The organism is Pseudaquabacterium inlustre (assembly GCF_038066595.1).
GTDB classification, from domain to species: Bacteria; Pseudomonadota; Gammaproteobacteria; order Burkholderiales; family Burkholderiaceae_C; genus Pseudaquabacterium; species Pseudaquabacterium inlustre.
The window spans coordinates 724,984-740,751 of record NZ_JBBUTH010000001.1; the positions used below are offsets into that span (position 1 = coordinate 724,984).

The 15,768-nt window shown below is 72.4% G+C and carries 15 protein-coding genes; 3 read left to right on the plus strand and 12 right to left on the minus strand.

Annotation, left to right across the window (positions count from 1 at the left end; translation table 11 throughout):
* The first annotated feature begins 1 nt into the window (after position 1).
* Both xdhC and AACH10_RS03180 read left to right on the plus strand, forming a co-directional pair.
* Complete coding sequence (xdhC, locus tag AACH10_RS03175; RefSeq protein ID WP_341408903.1) at positions 2–880, plus strand: xanthine dehydrogenase accessory protein XdhC; 879 nt, start codon at positions 2–4, stop codon at positions 878–880.
* A complete protein-coding gene (locus AACH10_RS03180) occupies positions 877–1,317 on the plus strand; it encodes a copper chaperone PCu(A)C (protein WP_341408904.1) in 441 nt (146 codons plus the stop codon). Before xdhC ends, AACH10_RS03180 begins: the two co-directional genes overlap by 4 nt.
* On the opposite strand, the gene AACH10_RS03185 is transcribed toward AACH10_RS03180, so the two are convergent.
* The 4 genes from AACH10_RS03185 to AACH10_RS03200 form a co-directional block, all read right to left on the minus strand.
* Positions 1,292–2,500: a PepSY-associated TM helix domain-containing protein gene (locus AACH10_RS03185; protein WP_341408905.1), complete on the minus strand. Its 1,209-nt coding sequence runs from the start codon at positions 2,498–2,500 to the stop codon at positions 1,292–1,294. The two genes, AACH10_RS03180 and AACH10_RS03185, sit on opposite strands and share 26 nt — an antisense overlap.
* On the minus strand, positions 2,497–4,596 hold the full coding sequence (locus tag AACH10_RS03190) for a TonB-dependent receptor (protein WP_341408906.1): 2,100 nt from the start codon (positions 4,594–4,596) through the stop codon (positions 2,497–2,499). The genes AACH10_RS03185 and AACH10_RS03190 overlap by 4 nt, the downstream gene beginning before the upstream one ends.
* Positions 4,597–4,766: 170 nt before the next feature.
* Complete coding sequence (locus tag AACH10_RS03195) at positions 4,767–5,201, minus strand: DUF2946 family protein (RefSeq protein ID WP_341408907.1); 435 nt, start codon at positions 5,199–5,201, stop codon at positions 4,767–4,769.
* Between the two features lie 97 nt (positions 5,202–5,298).
* A complete protein-coding gene (locus AACH10_RS03200; protein ID WP_341408908.1) occupies positions 5,299–6,102 on the minus strand; it encodes a Crp/Fnr family transcriptional regulator in 804 nt (267 codons plus the stop codon).
* Positions 6,103–6,254: 152 nt separating this feature from the next.
* On the opposite strand from AACH10_RS03200, the gene AACH10_RS03205 reads away from it, so the two are divergent.
* Positions 6,255–6,812, plus strand: a complete 558-nt coding sequence (locus tag AACH10_RS03205) for a hemerythrin domain-containing protein (RefSeq protein WP_341408909.1) — start codon at positions 6,255–6,257, stop codon at positions 6,810–6,812.
* On the opposite strand, the gene AACH10_RS03210 is transcribed toward AACH10_RS03205, so the two are convergent.
* The 8 genes from AACH10_RS03210 to AACH10_RS03245 form a co-directional block, all read right to left on the minus strand.
* Positions 6,813–7,712: a 2-hydroxyacid dehydrogenase gene (locus AACH10_RS03210; RefSeq protein ID WP_341409194.1), complete on the minus strand. Its 900-nt coding sequence runs from the start codon at positions 7,710–7,712 to the stop codon at positions 6,813–6,815.
* A 50-nt stretch (positions 7,713–7,762) separates the two neighbouring features.
* A complete protein-coding gene (locus AACH10_RS03215) occupies positions 7,763–8,740 on the minus strand; it encodes a Bug family tripartite tricarboxylate transporter substrate binding protein (RefSeq protein WP_341408910.1) in 978 nt (325 codons plus the stop codon).
* Positions 8,741–8,783: 43 nt separating this feature from the next.
* Positions 8,784–10,283, minus strand: coding sequence for an aldehyde dehydrogenase (NADP(+)) (locus AACH10_RS03220; protein ID WP_341408911.1), 1,500 nt, complete (start codon positions 10,281–10,283; stop codon positions 8,784–8,786).
* A 62-nt stretch (positions 10,284–10,345) separates the two neighbouring features.
* On the minus strand, positions 10,346–11,482 hold the full coding sequence (locus tag AACH10_RS03225) for an SMP-30/gluconolactonase/LRE family protein (protein WP_341408912.1): 1,137 nt from the start codon (positions 11,480–11,482) through the stop codon (positions 10,346–10,348).
* A gap of 35 nt (positions 11,483–11,517) precedes the next feature.
* On the minus strand, positions 11,518–12,861 hold the full coding sequence (gene gudD / locus AACH10_RS03230) for a glucarate dehydratase (protein ID WP_341408913.1): 1,344 nt from the start codon (positions 12,859–12,861) through the stop codon (positions 11,518–11,520).
* 8 nt (positions 12,862–12,869) lie between these two features.
* The gene (locus AACH10_RS03235) at positions 12,870–13,856 is read right to left on the minus strand and encodes a Bug family tripartite tricarboxylate transporter substrate binding protein (protein ID WP_341408915.1); all 987 of its coding nucleotides are present in this window, start codon (positions 13,854–13,856) and stop codon (positions 12,870–12,872) included.
* 35 nt (positions 13,857–13,891) lie between these two features.
* Positions 13,892–14,803: a 5-dehydro-4-deoxyglucarate dehydratase gene (gene kdgD / locus AACH10_RS03240; protein ID WP_341408916.1), complete on the minus strand. Its 912-nt coding sequence runs from the start codon at positions 14,801–14,803 to the stop codon at positions 13,892–13,894.
* Between the two features lie 99 nt (positions 14,804–14,902).
* A complete protein-coding gene (locus AACH10_RS03245; protein ID WP_341408917.1) occupies positions 14,903–15,667 on the minus strand; it encodes a FadR/GntR family transcriptional regulator in 765 nt (254 codons plus the stop codon).
* Positions 15,668–15,768: the final 101 nt, after the last annotated feature.

Here is a 15,768-nt window from a genome sequence, read left to right on the forward strand (position 1 = left end):
GATGACCGACGCCGACCTGCACGCCACCGCCGCCGCCTGGCTGGCCGCCGGCCGCGCCGCGCGCGTGGTGCAGGTGTTGCGCCACCGCGGCTCGGTGCCGCGCGAGGCGGGCACGCGCATGCTGGTGGCCGGTGATGCCGTGGCCGGCACCATCGGCGGCGGGCATCTGGAGTGGCAGGCCATCCAGCAGGCGCGGGTGCGGCTGCGCCTGGGTGAGCCGGCGGCCGAGCGTGACATCGCACTCGGCCCCACGCTGGGCCAGTGCTGCGGTGGCGCGCTCACGCTGCGCGATGCGCCGCTGGACGCGCAGGCGCTGGCCGACTGGCCGCAGCCGGCACCGCTGTTCACGCTGCAGCTCTACGGTGCCGGCCATGTGGGCCGCGCCATCGTGGCGCTGCTGGCCGGCATCGACTGCCGGGTGCAGTGGATCGACGAGCGCGAGGACGCCTTTCCGGTCGACCAGACGCTGCCCGCGCACATCGAGCGCGTGTGTGTGGAACCGGTGGCTGCCGAGGTGCGCGCCGCTGTGCCGGGCAGCCTGGCGCTGATCCTGACCCACAGCCACGACCTGGACCTGGCCATCTGCGAGGCCGCGCTGCGGTCGGACCGGCTGGCCTGGGTGGGCCTGATCGGCTCGGCCACCAAGCGCGCGCGCTTCGAGCACCGGCTGGCCGCGCGCGGTGTGGCGCCCGGGCGCATCGCCGCGCTGGCCTGCCCGATCGGTGTGCCGGGCATCACCGGCAAGCAGCCGGCGGTGATCGCCGTGGCGGTGGTGGCGCAACTGCTGCAACAGGCCAGCACGGCCGCGCTGCGGCCACCCGCCCTGACCGGCCGGCCTGGCGCGGCCCAGCCCTGCGACCCAACCCGCCTGCACCGATGAAACGCCGACACCTGCTGCTGGCCGCCTGGCCCCTGCCCGCCCTGGCGCACGACTTCCGCGTGGGCGCCATCGTCATCGAGCATCCCTATGCCCTGCCGTCGGCCGCAGGCAGCCGCGACACGGTGGTGCACTTTCGCGCGCTGCTCAACCGCGGCCGTGCGGCCGACCGGCTGGTGGCCGCGCACTGTGCCGAGGCCGCCACGGCGCAGTTGCGGCAGGCCGTGCTGCAGGACGGCGTGCGCCGCTGGGTGCCGGTGGCCGCCATCGCGCTGCCGCCCGGCCAGGCGCTGGCCAGCCGCCACGACGGCGAGTGGCAGATCGCGGTCGGCGGCTTCAAGGCGCCGCTGGCCGCGGGCGACGAGTTCGCGCTGCGCCTGCAGTTCGAGCACGCTGGCAGCCGCGAGGTGACGGTCACGGTGCAGGCCCCGCGCCGCTGACGGGGGCGGCCCGTGCCGCCGGCGCGCGCGCGGCCACCGTCGTCGGCCGGCCCTGGCGCGCACGCCGCTTGTGCCACCAGCGCAGCCCGCCGGTCACGGCCAGCAACAGTGGCAGCACGCCGCAGGCGCACACCAGCAGCCGGCCGGGCAGGCCGAAGGCCTCGCCACTGTGCAGCGGGTGCATCCAGCGCCACACGCAGTCGCCGGCGCTGAAGCCCGCCGGATCCCGCCGCGCCAGCACCTGGCCGCTTCGGCTGTCGATCCACACCAGCGTGTCGGGGAAGCGGTCGCCCGGCTCGCCCGGCTGGCGCAGCCGCACGCGGTACGGCGCGCCCGGCGCGGCGGGCGTGTCCACCCAGCGGGCGCGGGCGTCGGGCCAGGCCTGCTCGGCGCGGGCCACCGCCGCATCCACGTCCATGGGCCCGGTGAGGCGGGACGCCTCCGCGGCCACCGGCATGCGCAGCTGCGGCATCGGCGTCAGCGGGCTGAACCGGGCGATCAGCGGCCGGGCCAGATCGGGCAGCGCCAGGGCCGCGCCGGTCAGGGCCAGCACCAGCAGCAGCAGGCCGCCGTACAGGCCCGCCAGTTTGTGCAGGTCGTACACGCGGCGCGGCGCCGCGGCCTGGCGCTTGAACTGCCAGGCACGCCGCCAGCGCCCGGCGCCGCCGCCCGCCGCCGGCCACCACAGCCACAGCCCGCTGACCAGAGACGCGGCCAGCGCCACGCCGGCCCAGCCCACGGCCTGGTGGCCGGCCTCGCCCAGCAGCAGCGTGTAGTGCAGGTCGTACAGCCAGGTGCCGGGCGTCTGCCCCCAGAAGCGGTCGGCCACCACCTGCCGCGTGAGCGGGTCCACGCTGCTGAGCAGCGGCGCGAAGCGCTGGCCACGGCTTTCCACCGGTGCCAGATGGCGCGCGGTGATCGGCTCGCCGGGCTCGCGCGGCAGCTCGATGCGCCAGGACATGCCGCGCTGCGGATGCGCCGTGCGCAGCGCCTGGTACACGGCCTCCAGCGGCGGCGAGGCCGCCACGCCGGGGCGCGCGGCCAGGCGCGGATCGGCCCATTCGTCCAGCCCGCGGTAGAACACCAGCGCGCTGCCGGTCAGGCCCAGCAGCACGAACCACAGGCCGAGCACCAGGCCCAGCCAGCGGTGCACGGCCAGCCACAGCCGGCGGGCGCGGTTCACAGGCTGGCGCTCACGCCGACGTACAGCGCACGCGGCGCGCCCGGCGAGTGCAGCGCCTGCGTGCCGTCGTGCCACACGTACTCGGTGGCGCGGTCGGTGGCATTGCGCAGCTGGGCTTCCAGGCGCAGCGCGCGCGCGGTCTGCTTCACCACGTCCCAGGTGGCGCCCAGGTTCAGCACGGTGTAGGCGCCGTAGCGGCCGGTGGTGTTGGTGTTGGTCAGGTGGTAGGCGCCCTGGCCCTGCACGCTGGCCGTGAACTTCCAGCCCGCCAGCGGCCGCCAGTCCACACCACCGTTGAGCAGGCGGCGCGGCACGTGGTCGATCTCCTTGCCCGCGGTGGCCGGGGCATTGGGGTCGGGGGTGACGATCACGCCCTTCTGCCAGGTGAGTGCCAGCCAGCCGTCCAGCGTGTCGGCCGGGCGCAGGCCCAGCTGCAGGTCGATGCCGCGGCGGCGCGTGGCGCCCAGGTTGTCGGAGTCACCGCTGGGGTCGTTGAGGCGACGCGCCACCTCGTCTGTGGCGGTCTGCTGCCAGCCGGCCAGGCGGCCGTCGATCCACGCGGCCGGGCGCCAGGTGCCGCCCAGCTCCCAGCCGGTGTTGGTGGAGGGCTTCAGGTCGGCCACGCGCGGCGGGATCTTGAACGTGCCCGAGCCCACGCCGACCTGGAAGGTGCGGCCCCAGTTGGCATACAGGCTGGCATCACCGTGCGGCGTCCACACGGCGCTGAACTTGGGCTGCTGGATCAGGCCGAAGTCATTGGCCTGGGCGGTGGCGCCGCTGAGCCGGTTCTCGAAGTGGCCGCCGATGTGCTCCACGCGCCAGCCCGGCACCAGCTTCAGCGTGGCGCTGGGCTGCACCACGGCCTGCACATAGGCGCCGGTGATGTCCAGCGTCCAGGCCTGGTCGCGGGTCTGGCTGGTGCGCACGCGCAGGGTGCTGAGGTAGCGCAGGCTGCGGTCGTCCTGGTGCTCATGGTCCAGCCCGCCTTCGATGGCCAGGCCGTGCAGGCCCTGGCGCAGCGCGGCGCCGGGGCGCCAGCTGATGGTGGCGCGCAGGCCGGTGTGGGTCTCGTCGGCCACGCGCTCCTGCTGCGAGGCGGCGGCCGAGAAGCGCACCCAGCGCGTGTCGGCAAAGCGGTTCAGGTACAGGCGCAGCGCGGCGTCCACGGTGCCGCCGCGGCCGTCACTGCCCTGCCAGTCCAGGTGGCCGGCCAGCTGGTCGGCGCGGCGCTCACCACCATCGGTGGCCGACACCGGCAGCGAGCTGCGCGGCGCGCTGTAGGCCTCGGCATCGGTCAGGTAGCCCGGCTCCTGCGCATCGTGCGTGAAGTGGCGCGCGCTCACGCCCATCCGCAGGCCGGCTGTCTTCCAGCCGATCTGGGCGGCCAGCGTGGTCTTGCGCGAATCCGAGTGATCGCGCCAGCCGTCGGTGCGCTTGTGGCCGATGAAGTAGTTCTGCTGCAGCGTGCCGCCGCCGGCCGCCACCTCCACGGCGTGCGCCAGCTGCAGGTCCTGGCTGTTGAACGCGCCCAGTCCCAGGCGGGCCTGCGTGCCGTTGCCGCCGCGCCGCGTGACCAGGTCGATGTTGCCGGCGATGCTGTGCAGGCCGTGGCGCGCGTCGTTGGTGCCGCGCACGATCTCGATGGCCTGCAGTTCCAGCGGGAACACGGCATCCAGGAACGGCATGTTGCCGTCGTTGCTGTTGGACGGGATGCCGTCGACCAGCAGCTTGACGGCGTTGACATTGCCCTCGCCATTGAAGCCGCGCATAGCCACCTTGCCCGAGGTGGTGCCCTGGTTGAAATGAGTCAGCAGCGCCCCCGGCGCCAGCGTGAACAGCTCCCAGGTGGCCTGCACCGACTGCTCGGCCAGCACATCGGCGTGCAGCACGTCCACCGAGGTGAGCAGGCTGCGGCTGGACAGGGGCCCGCGGCGCAGGCCGGTGATGGTGACGCGGCCGATGTCGAAGGCCGGTTCGGCGGTGGCAGAGGCTGCAGAGGCGGCCGCAGCGGCGACGGCGGTTTGTGCCTGGGCGGCGGGCAGAAGCGCCAGGCCGGCCAGGGCCAGCACGGGGTGAAGCAGGGAACGGGAGGTCATGACGGTCAGCTCGGTCTGGCGCGCAGGCACGCCGGCCGGCCGGCGCGCGGGCACGGCAGGGGGCCGGCCGGGCGGGCTCGGGGCGGCGGGGTCAGGCCGGGCCTGGCGTGCCGCCCGCGGGCAGCACCGCCAAACCCCGCCTGCGCGCGGTGTTCAGAGAAAAAGGGGGGTCAGCAGAGGGCGCGCGTGGCGCCGGCGGGCGGTGCCCGCGCCTGGGCGGGCGCCCAGGCATGCAGCGTGCGGGGGGCACGCAGGAAGGCCGGCGGTGGCGCGGCCGTGAACGGCGCCGCCACCCGCAGCACGTGGTCCGGCGGCGGCAGGGCCGTCGCCTGGTGCTGCAGCGCGCACCACGGGCAGTGCTGCAGCGCGTGGGTCATGCCGCCGGGCAGGCCGGGGGCGGCCGCGGGGTCGGCGTCCGGGGTGGACACGGCCGCAGCGCCGTCGGCCATCGCCACCCAGCGCGAGCCCTGGGCCGAGCACACCTCGGTCCAGGTGACCGGGGGCACGCCGCCGCGCGCCAGCGCCAGCAAGGGGCCCAGCGCCACCAACAGCACCGCCAGCATGGCGGTCCAGGTGATGGTGTGGCGGGCGGGGCTCAGGCGCATGGCCTGGATTCTAGGCAGCCGGGCGGCGCGGCCACCTTGAACCGGTTCAAGTTCCGCCGCGCGGCGGAACGGCGGCCGGGGTGCCGCTGCCGGCGGATCAGGCCTGGGCCAGGCGGCCCAGTGCCGCGGTGTCGAGCACGCGCACCAGGTAGCCGCTGACCTCGATCACGCCCTGGCGGGTGAAGTTGCGCATCAGCCGCGACAGGGTTTCGGGCGTGATGGCCAGCTGCGAGGCCACATCGCGCTTGCGCTCGTGCAGCCGCACCACCGCCTGCTGGCCGCTGGCATCCACCGGCTCGCAACGCTGGTGCAGCCACTGCGCCAGGCGGGCCGGCGCGTCCTTGTGCATCAGCTCGTGCGTGTTGGTGGCCAGGGCCTGCACCTCGCGGGCCAGGCCTTCGATGACGCGCTGCGCCAGCCCCGGATGCACGGCCAGTCGCGCCGCCAGCGCGGCGCGCGGCAGCTCGATCACCTGGGCCGGGCCCAGGGCCTGGGCGTCCATCACATGCGGCTCGCCGGTCCAGGCCGAGCTGAGGTCCAGCCAGGCCGGGCCGCGCACGATGCGCTCGGTGCGGAAGGTGCCGTCGGCCGTGCGGAAGCCCAGCGCCACCTCGCCGCTGCGCAGCGCCACCAGGGTGTCGGCGGCCTCGCTGCGGCTGAGCACGCCTTGGCCGGCCGGCACGGGCCGCGCCAGGGCCAGGGCCTCCAGCGCGCCGATCTCGGCATCGGACAGTGGCGCGCCGCCCAGCAGTGCGCGCCAGACTTCGGCATCGGCCGGGACGGTGGCGGAAGACTTGTTGGACACGGTGCGCAACGCGGCAGCGGGATCGCCTGGCAGCCGGATGCCGGCGGCCTCGCGCAGCACAGGTGCGCCAAGAGGTGCAGCGTAGCGGGGTTCCATGCGTCGGTCGGGTTCGGTGGCGGGTGGCGGTGGACGCCGCCCGGCATCTCCTTGGATGAGCTGGCGGCCGACGTCCCGATGGGCGAACTGTCGGCGAGCGCCACGCCCCCCGGGTTGCGTTGGATCAAGCGGCGAAGGCGACAATGCCGCCGATGAGCCGCCTGCACCGCATCACCGCCCCCGGCCACGCGGCGCCGGGGGTCGGCTTCGAGCAGCCTTTCGAGATGCTGACGGCCTGCCATGAACGCGTGGCGCGCACGCTGGCGCTGCTGGGCCGCCTGCTGGCGCACTGGCACCAGAACGGTGCCGACGAGGCCTCGCGCAGCGCCGCCGCCGATGTGTGGCGTTATTTCGAGATCGCCGCGCCGCAGCACCACCTCGACGAGGAACGGCACCTGGTGCCCCGTCTGCAGGCCAGCGCCGACCCCGCGCTGCAGGCCGCGGCCGCGCGCCTGCTGGCCGACCATGCGCTGTTCCGCGATCTGTGGTCGCGCCTGGGCCCGGCGCTGCAGGCGCTGCGCGACGGCGCCGAGCCCGCACCCGGCTGGGTGGACGACGCCCGCGCCTTCATCGACCGCCACCAGGGCCCCGACGGCCACCTGGCGCTGGAGGATGGCCTGGTGTTCCCGGCCGCCCGCCAGGCCATGCCCGAGGCCGACTGGCCGGCCATGGGCGCCGAGATGGCCGCGCGGCGGCGGCCACCGGGATGATCAGGCCGCGCTGATCAAGGTGCCCGTGGCGTAGAACGCCGCCAGGTTCTCGGCCACGCGGTCGGCCATGGCCTGGCGCGTCTCGCGCGTGCCGCTGGCCATGTGCGGGGCCAGCACCACGTTGTCCAGCGCGAAGAAGGCCTCGGGCACATTCGGCTCGTGCTCGTACACGTCCAGCCCCGCGCCGGCGATGCGCCGCTGCTGCAGCGCGGCCAGCAATGCGGCCTCGTCGACCACGCTGCCGCGCGCCACGTTGATCAGGAAGCCATCCGCGCCCAGCGCGTCCAGCACCTCGGCGTTCACCAGGTGCCGCGTCTCGGGCCCGCCGGCGGTGATGACCACCAGGTAGTCGGCCCAGCGCGCCAGCTCGGTCAGCACCGGCGCGTGCGGCCAGGCCACATCGGCCACCGGGCGGCGGCTGTGGTAGCGGATGTCCATGTCGAAGCCCGACGCGCGCCGCGCGATGGTGCGGCCGATGCGGCCCAGGCCCACCAGGCCCAGGCGCGCGCCGCTCACCTTGCGCGTCAGGCCGAAGGGTCCGCACGGCCAGTCGCCGCGACGCACGAAGCGGTCGGCCGCACTCACCGAGCGCGCCACGTCCAGCAGCAGCGCGAAGGCCAGGTCGGCCACGCAGTCGTTCAGCACATCGGGCGTGTAGCCCACGGCCACGCCGCGCGCCTTGGCGGCTGCCACCGGCAGCTTGTCCAGGCCCACGCCGAAGGACGAGATCACGCGCAGATGGGGCAGCACATGCAGCGTGGCCTCGCTCAGGCCCACGGCGGCCGAGGTGACGACCGCATCCACCCGCCCGCCATGCTGCGCCAGCCAGTTGTTGCGCGCCACCTCATCGGGCAGGGCCAGCAGATCCTGCAGTTCGTACTGCGCGGCCAGCTGCTGCATCAGGGCCGGCGGCAGGCGGCCGGTGTTCAGGACCAGGGGGCGGCTCAAGCTCAATCTGCCTTGATGTTGGCGGCCTTGACCACGTCCGCCCACTTCTTGCGCTCCTTGTCGAAGAAGCTGGTGAATTCGGCCGGGCTCATGGTGTTGACCTCGGCGCCCTGACTCACCAGGCGCTCACGCACGGCCGGCGAGCGGATGATGCGGATCAGCTCGGCATTGAGCTTGGCCACCTGGGCCGCGGGCATGCCGGCCGGCACCATCAGGCCCTGCCAGGTGCCCGACTCGAAGCCCTTGACGCCCTGCTCGGCCAGCGTGGGCACCTGGCCCACCAGCGGCATGCGCGTGCCCTTGCTCACGCCCAGCAGCTTGAGCTTGCCGTTGCTCACCATCGGCAGCGTGGCCAGCATGCCGTTCATCAGCACCTGCGTCTGGCCGGCCACGGTGTCGCCAATCGCCTGGGCGCCGCCCTTGTAGGGCACGTACTCCCAGCGCGCGCCGCTGGCCTGGGCCACGGCCACGGCCGCCACATGGGCCGCGCTGCCGATGGCCGGGATGGCCATGTTCAGCGGCTCCTTCTTCGACAGCGCCACCAGCTCGGCAAAGCTGTTGGCCTTGACCGACGGGTGCACCACCAGCAGGTGCGGTGAGTAGGCCAGCATGGTGATGCCCTTCAGGTCCTTGCTGGGGTCGAACGGCAGCTTGGTGTAGACCGACGGCGAGATGGCCAGCGCGCCGATGTCGCACAGCAGCACGGTGTGGCCGTCGTTGGCCTTGGCCACCGCGTCGGCGCCGGTGTTGCCGTTGGCGCCGGGCTTGTTGTCGACGATGACGGTCTGGCCCAGCGCCTCGCTGAGCGGCTGGCTGATGGCGCGGGCGATGATGTCCGACGAGCCCCCGGCCGGGTAGGGCACCACGATGCGCAGCGGCTTGCTGGGCCACTTGTCCTGGGCCTGCGCGGCCAGCGGTGCGGCCAGGGCCAGGATGGCGGCCAGCGCCAGGGCGCCGCGGCGGGGGATCGAACGGGTCATGTGGGTCTCCGGAAGGTTCTTGTCGTGTGTGACAGGCAGGGAATCAGAGCGGCTGGCCTTGACGGGCCGTGAGCCACGCCGGCGCGTCCTGCAGGCACACCGGGCGCAGAAAGCGGCCGAGTGCGGCATCGCCCACCGAGGTGGTCTCGGGCCGGCTGCTGCTGGGCCAGGGGCCGCCATGCTGCTGACCGGCCGACACGGCCACGCCAGTGGGCACGCCGGCAAACAGCACGCGGCCGGCGATGGCCATGGCGCCGCGCACCAGGGCGCGCACATCGTCACCCTCGGCCTGCGCACCCCACACGGTGACGGTGAGCGAGCCACCCACCGCCTGCAGCACCTGCAGCGCCTGGGCCACGCTGGCCGCGCGCACGATCAGGCTGCTGGGGCCGAAGACTTCTTCGCGCAGAGCAGCCCTGGCGTTGAAGTCCAGCGCGCTGACCTGAGCCAGTACCGGGCGCGGCGGCTGGCCGGCGGCCGCCTGCTCGCGCACCAGAAAGCTGGCCCCCGCCTCGGCCCAATGCGCCACGCCGCCCTCGAAGCCGGCGCGCATGGCCTGCGTGAGCATGGCGTGCGGGTTCTGCGTCTTCAGCGCCTCGGCCAGCTGGGCCACGAAGGCATCGTTCACCGCCTTGGCATCCAGGCCCGGCTGCAGTTGGTCGATCAGCACGATGACACCGGGGTTGGTGCAGAACTGGCCGCAGCCCAGCGTGATCGATCCGGCCAGCGTGGTGGCCAGCGTGGCGCCGTTGGCGGCCAGCTCGGCCGGCAGCGCGATGACCGGGTTGACCGAACCCAGCTCGCCATAGAACGGGATCGGGCGCGGCCGCGCGGCCGCCTCGGCGGCCAGCGCCGCACCGCCTTGCGTGGAGCCGGTGAAGGCGCCGGCGGCGATGGCCGGGTGGCGCACCAGGCGCACGCCCACATCACGCCCGCCGCCCTGCACCAGGCCGATCAGGCCGGCCGGCAGACCCTGCGCCGCCAGCACCTGTTGCACGATGCCGAACACCGCCTGCGACAGCAGCAGGTGGCCGCTGTGGGCCTTGACCACCACCGGGCAGCCGGCGGCCAGCGCCGAGGCCGTGTCACCGCCCAGCACCGAGAACGCGAACGGGAAGTTGCTGGCCGAGAACATGGCCACCGGGCCCAGCGGCACCTGCACGCGCTGCATGGCCGGATGGCCCACCGGCGGCGCACCGGCCACGGCCGGATCGTCGGTGAAGGCAAACGGCACGCCGCTCTCGGCAAGGCTGGCAAAGCGGCGCAGCTGGAAGGCCGTGCGGTCCAGTTCACCGTTCAGGCGCACCGGGCCGAGCGCGGTCTCGCGGTCGGCCAGCGGCACCAGGGTTTCGCGGGCGGCTTCCAGGCCGTCGGCCAGGCCGCGCAGCAGCGCGGCGCGCTGGGCGCCGCTGCTGGCCTGCCAAGCGGCAAAGGCCGCGGCCGCGGCCTCGGCGGCGGCATCCACCGCGGCCGGCGGGGTGGGCGCAAGTTCACCCAGCACCTCGGCGGTGCGGGCATCGAAGGAGGTCAGCATGGCGCTCATCGGAAACGGCTCTCGGTCAGTACGGATGGTGGGGGTGCGGGCGTGGCGCCTCAGATGACGCCTCAGGTGGCGCCGTGCGCCTCGAAGTACATGGCATACAGCGAATGGCAGCTGGCCATGTACAGGCGGTTGTTCTTGGGGCCGCCCCAGCACAGGTTGGCGCAGCGCTCGGGCAGGCGGATGTGGGCCAGCGGTTTGCCGGCCGGGCTGAAGACCATCACGCCGTCCAGCGCCTCGGGCTGGCCGCGCAGCGGATAGACCTTGCGGCCGCCCTGCTCCACGGCTTCGGCGGCGATGGCGCCGTTGCTGCCCCAGCCGCACCACAGGTTGCCGTCGCGGTCGACGCGAAAGCCGTCCAGCGCGCCCTGGTCGGCGGCGTCGATCAGCTTGGTCTTGTTGCTCAAAGACCGGCCGTCGGCCGCCACGTCATAGGCCCAGATGCTGCGGTTGGGCGTGCCCTTCCACTCCACCACGTAGAGCTTCTTCTCGTCGGGACTGAAGGCCAGGCCGTTGGGGTTGACGATGTCGGTGATCACGGCTGTGAGCTGGCCGCTGGCGGGATCGAGACGGTATACGTTGGTGGTGGCCTGCTCGGGCTTGGCGCGGCTGCCTTCCCACTCGCCATTGATGCCGAACAGCGGGTCGGTGAACCAGATGCTGTCGTCGCTCTTGACGACGATGTCGTTCGGGGCATTCAGGCGCTTGCCCTCGAAGCGATCGGCCAGCACGGCGATGCGGCCGTCGTGCTCGGTGCGCGTGATGCGGCGGGTGACCGAGTGCTCGCAGCTGACCAGGCGGCCCTGGCGGTCGCGGGTGTTGCCGTTGGCGTAGTTGGCCGGGTTGCGGAAGACGGTGAAGGCACCGGTCTTCTCGTCGAACTTCATGATCCGGTTGTTCGGAATGTCGCTGACCAGCACATGGCCCGGCGCGCCGTTCTCACCCGGGAAGTACACCGGCCCCTCGGCCCAGCGCATGCCCGTGCCCACCTGCTCCAGCGTGCTGCTGTAGATGCGGTACTTCAGGAAGGCCGGGTCCAGCACCTGCAGCGCCGGATCGGGGTAGCGCTGGTTGGGCTGGAACGCGAAGCTCTGCGCCGAGGCGCCGCCGGCCAGCGACAGCAGCCCGGAGCCCACGGTGGCCGTTGTGGCGGCGGCGGTGGCGATGAACTGGCGGCGGTTGGTGGGCGTGCGGCGGGTCATGGTGTGTCTCCTGTGTCTTCTTCGTCGTGAGGGGTTCAGCGCACCAGGCAGGGCTTCTTGTGGTCGAAGGTCCAGCCCGGGATCAGGTACTGCATCGCGATGGCGTCGTCGCGCGCACCCAGGCCGTGCTGCAGGTACAGCTGGTGGGCCTTCTCCACCTCGGCCATGTCGATCGCTATGCCCAGACCCGGCTTCTTGGGCACCTGCACGTAGCCGCCCTGGATCTGCAGCGGCTCTTTCGTCAGGCGCTGGCCGTCCTGCCAGATCCAGTGCGTGTCGATGGCCGTCACCTTGCCCGGGGCGGCGGCGCCCACGTGCGTGAACATGGCCAGCGAGATGTCGAAGTGGTTGTTCGAGTGGCTGCCCCAGGTCAGGCCCCAGTCACGGCAGGTCTGGGCCACGCGCACGCTGCCGGCCATGGTCCAGAAATGCGGGTCGGCCAGCGGAATGTCCACCGCCTGCAGCGACAGCGCATGCACCATCTGGCGCCAGTCGGTGGCCACCATGTTGGTGGCCGTGGGCAGGCCGGTGGCACGGCGGAACTCGGCCATCACCTCGCGGCCCGAGAAGCCGTCTTCGGCGCCGCAGGGGTCTTCGGCATAGGCCAGCACGCCGTGCAGGTCGCGCAACACGCGGATGGCGTCCTTGAGCTTCCAGCCGCCGTTGGGGTCCAGCGTGATGCGGGCTTCGGGGAATCGCTCGTGCAAGGCGACGATGGCCTCCACTTCCGCTTCAGGTGCCAGCACGCCGCCCTTCAGCTTGAAATCCTGGAAACCGTAGCGGGCCTGGGCGGCCTCGGCCAGGCGCACCACGCGCTCGGGCGTCAGCGCCTCGTCGTGACGCACGCGGAACCAGCCGTCGGCGGTCTCGGGTTCGTTCTTCGGATCGACGTAGGGCAGATCGGTCTTGTTGCGGTCGCCCAGGAAGAACAGATAACCCAGCATCTGCACGGCATCACGCTGCTGGCCTTCGCCCAGCAGGGCCGCCACCGGCACGCCCAGGTGCTGGCCCTGCAGGTCGAGCAGCGCGCTTTCCACGGCCGTGACGGCATGGATGGTGGTGCGCAGGTCGAAGGTCTGCAGGCCGCGGCCGCCCGAGTCGCGGTCGGCGAAGGTCGTGCGCATCTGGTTCAGGATGCTCTGCAGATCGCCGATCGGCCGGCCCTCGACGATGGCGCGCGCGTCTTCCAGCGTCTGGCGGATCTTCTCGCCGCCCGGCACCTCGCCCAGGCCGGTGTGGCCGGCCGAGTCGGTGACGATGACGATGTTGCGGGTGAAGAACGGGGCGTGCGCGCCCGACAGGTTCAGCAGCATGCCGTCGGTGCCCGCGACGGGCACGACGCGCATCTGGCGCACGACGGGAGAGGTGGTGACAGTCATGGGAAGCCTCAATCTGCGGTGATCTTGCGGGTCTCGATCACGGTCTTCCAACGCGCGTATTCAGCGGCCTGGAACTTGGTGAACTGCTCGGGCGTGTTGGCCACGATCTCGAAGCCCTGCTCCACCAGCTTGGTCTTCAGCACGGGGTCGTTCAGCGCCGCCACCAGGGCGCCGTACAGCTTGGCCTTGACGTCTGCGGCCAAGCCCTTGGGCGCGGCCACGGCCTGCCAGGAGTAGACGTCCACGCCCTTCACGCCGCTCTCGGTGAGCGTGGGCACGTTGGGCAACAGGCTGGAACGGCTGGCACCGGTGATGGCCAGCGCGCGCAGCTTGCCCGCGTGGATGTGCTGCAGCACCGCGTTGATGTTCTGGAACGAGGCATCGACGCTGCCGCCCAGCAAATCGGTGATGGCGGGTGCGCCGCCCTTGTAGGGCACGTGGATGGCCTCGGTGCCGGTCTGCAGCCAGAACAGCTCGGCCGTCAGGTGGTCGGACGAGCCATTGCCCGACGAGGCGAAACTCATCTTGCTGCCGTTCTTCTTCAGCTCGGCCAACACATCGGCCACGCTCTTGAAGCGCGAGCTGCCCGGCACCACCAGCACATTGGGCGCCTGCACCGCCACGGTGATCAGGTCGAAGTCCTTGGTGGCGTCGTACGGCACGCCCTTGAGCAGGTGCGGCGCGATCACCAGCGGACCCAGCGACGACACCAGCAGCGTGGTGCCGTCGGGCGCGGCGCGCTTGACCTGACCGGCACCGATGGTGCCGGTGGCGCCGGCCTTGTTGTCGACGATGAAGGTGCCGCCCAGCTTCTCCTGCAGCTTGGGGCCGAGCGCGCGGGCGATGGCATCGGTGGAGCCGCCCGGCGGGAACGGCACCACCAGGGTCACGGGCTTGTCGGGATAGGCGAAGGCGGGGGCGGACGCGGCGAAGCTGCCGGCCAGGGCAGCGGCCAGCACCGCGCCCGCGCCCAGCAGGCGGCGACGGAAGGTCATGTCGTGTCTCCGGGAACGGACGGCGCGGGAGAGGCTTATTGCGGGCCCAGCTTGGCGATCAGCGCGCGCAGCTCTTCCACCTCGGCGGGCTTCAGGTCCGACAGCGGCGGACGCACCGGGCCGGCCGAGTGGCCGACGATGGCCGCACCGGCCTTGACGATGCTGACCGCATAGCCCTGGCCCTTGTTGCGCAGCGCGATGTAGGGCATGAAGAAGTCGTCCAGCAGCTGGTTGCAGGTGGCGTGGTCGCCCTGGTCCAGCGCGTTGTAGAACGCCATCGCGGTCTTCGGGATGAAGTTGAAGACGGCCGACGAGTACACATGGCAGCCCATGGCGTAGTACGGCGCGGCGTAGAACTCGGCGGTGGGCAGGCCGCCCAGGTAGGTGACGCTGTCACCCAGCGTGCGGCGCATCTGCACGAAGTGCTCGATGTCGCCCACGCCGTCCTTGTAGCCGATCAGGTTGGGGTTGCGCTCCACCAGCTTCGCCACGGTGCTGGGCGCATAGCGTGCGCCGCCGCGGTTGTAGAGCACCACGCCGATCTTCACGCTCTTGCAGATGGCGTCCACGTGGGCCAGCAGACCCTCTTGCGAGGCTTCGGTCAGGTAGTGCGGCAGCAGCAGGATGCCCTGGGCGCCACGGGCTTCAGCCTCCTGCGCGTACTGGATGGCCATCTTGGTGGCACCACCGGCGCCGGCAATGATGGGCGTGTGGCCGCGGCAGGTGTCCACGGCCACCTTCACCACCTCACCGAACTCCACCGGCTCCAGCGAGAAGAACTCGCCCGTGCCACCGGCCGCGAACAGCACGCTGGCGCCATAGGGCTTGAGCCATTCCAGGCGCTCGGCATAGCCCTTGGGGTCGAAGCTGAGGTCGGCGTTGAAGTCGGTCAGCGGAAAGGACAGCAGGCCGCTGGACATGGCGGTCTTGAGCTCTTGGGGGGTCATCGGTGGCTCCGTGAGGGGAATGGAGAGGTGAATCTCTTGTTGTTAGACATCGTACAACTATCCACGCACGAATGATCGAGGGTTAACCCTCGATGCCGTTCAGCGCGCAGCGTTGGCGGTGGTCGAGGGGGTGGCCGCCGCGGTCGCACCGTCTTCCGCGGCACGCCGGCGCCGCTCGCGGCTGTTGACCAGGTGCGTGCGCATGGCGGCACGTGCGCTCTCGGGGTCTTGCGCGGCGATGGCGTCGAGGATGCTCTCGTGCTCGGTGTTCACGCGGCGCAGGTAGGCCTGGTGGGCGCTGTCGGTGAGGTGCGGCACCAGCCGCGCGCGGGGGATCACCTGGGTGCCGAAGGAGTCCATCAGCGCCTCGAAATGGCGGTTGTGCGCGGCGCGGGCGATCTCGCTGTGGAACAGGAAGTCCGAGGCCACGGCGTCGCGCCCCTCGGCCACCGCCTGGCCGAAGGCGTCGAGCGCGGCGCGCATGGCGGCCAGCTGCTCGGGCGTGCGGCGCAGCGCGGCCAGCGCCGCGGCCTCGCTCTCGACGCCGATGCGCAACTCCAGCACCGCGATCACGTCCTGCAGCGTGCCGCGCTCGTGCGGCTGCACCTGGAACTCCCAGCCCTCGCCGGCCTCGGCCACGAAGGTGCCCACGCCGTGGCGCGTGATCACCAGGCCAGCCGCCTGCAGCTTGCTGATGGCCTCGCGCACCACCGTGCGGCTGACACCGAACTCGGTGACCAGCGCCGACTCGGTGGGCAGCCGCTCGCCGGCCGCCCACTGGCCGTCGCGGATGCGCTGGCCGAGCTGTTCCACCAGGTGCTGGGCCAGGTTGCGGGGGCGGTTGGCACCGAGGGGGCGGTTCATGACGGGGTGGGCTCTCGAGGACGGCTGGGCCACCATTGTCGGCGATGCCGACGGTTGTTCAGACATCAGACATCGCACAGCGATATGCTGCGGTCACGCAC

Bases quoted from the DNA above. Each gene is read 5' to 3' on its own strand.
- AACH10_RS03205 (WP_341408909.1), top strand. From the start codon at position 6,255: ATGAGCCGCCTGCACCGCATCACCGCCCCCGGCCACGCGGCGCCGGGG.
- kdgD (WP_341408916.1), bottom strand. From the start codon at position 14,803: ATGACCCCCCAAGAGCTCAAGACCGCCATGTCCAGCGGCCTGCTGTCC.
- xdhC (WP_341408903.1), top strand. From the start codon at position 2: ATGACCGACGCCGACCTGCACGCCACCGCCGCCGCCTGGCTGGCCGCC.
- AACH10_RS03195 (WP_341408907.1), bottom strand. From the start codon at position 5,201: ATGCGCCTGAGCCCCGCCCGCCACACCATCACCTGGACCGCCATGCTG.
- AACH10_RS03225 (WP_341408912.1), bottom strand. From the start codon at position 11,482: ATGACCCGCCGCACGCCCACCAACCGCCGCCAGTTCATCGCCACCGCC.
- AACH10_RS03200 (WP_341408908.1), bottom strand. From the start codon at position 6,102: ATGGAACCCCGCTACGCTGCACCTCTTGGCGCACCTGTGCTGCGCGAG.
- AACH10_RS03245 (WP_341408917.1), bottom strand. From the start codon at position 15,667: ATGAACCGCCCCCTCGGTGCCAACCGCCCCCGCAACCTGGCCCAGCAC.
- AACH10_RS03220 (WP_341408911.1), bottom strand. From the start codon at position 10,283: ATGAGCGCCATGCTGACCTCCTTCGATGCCCGCACCGCCGAGGTGCTG.
- gudD (WP_341408913.1), bottom strand. From the start codon at position 12,861: ATGACTGTCACCACCTCTCCCGTCGTGCGCCAGATGCGCGTCGTGCCC.
- AACH10_RS03235 (WP_341408915.1), bottom strand. From the start codon at position 13,856: ATGACCTTCCGTCGCCGCCTGCTGGGCGCGGGCGCGGTGCTGGCCGCT.
- AACH10_RS03215 (WP_341408910.1), bottom strand. From the start codon at position 8,740: ATGACCCGTTCGATCCCCCGCCGCGGCGCCCTGGCGCTGGCCGCCATC.
- AACH10_RS03210 (WP_341409194.1), bottom strand. From the start codon at position 7,712: ATGCAGCAGCTGGCCGCGCAGTACGAACTGCAGGATCTGCTGGCCCTG.
- AACH10_RS03190 (WP_341408906.1), bottom strand. From the start codon at position 4,596: ATGACCTCCCGTTCCCTGCTTCACCCCGTGCTGGCCCTGGCCGGCCTG.
- AACH10_RS03180 (WP_341408904.1), top strand. From the start codon at position 877: ATGAAACGCCGACACCTGCTGCTGGCCGCCTGGCCCCTGCCCGCCCTG.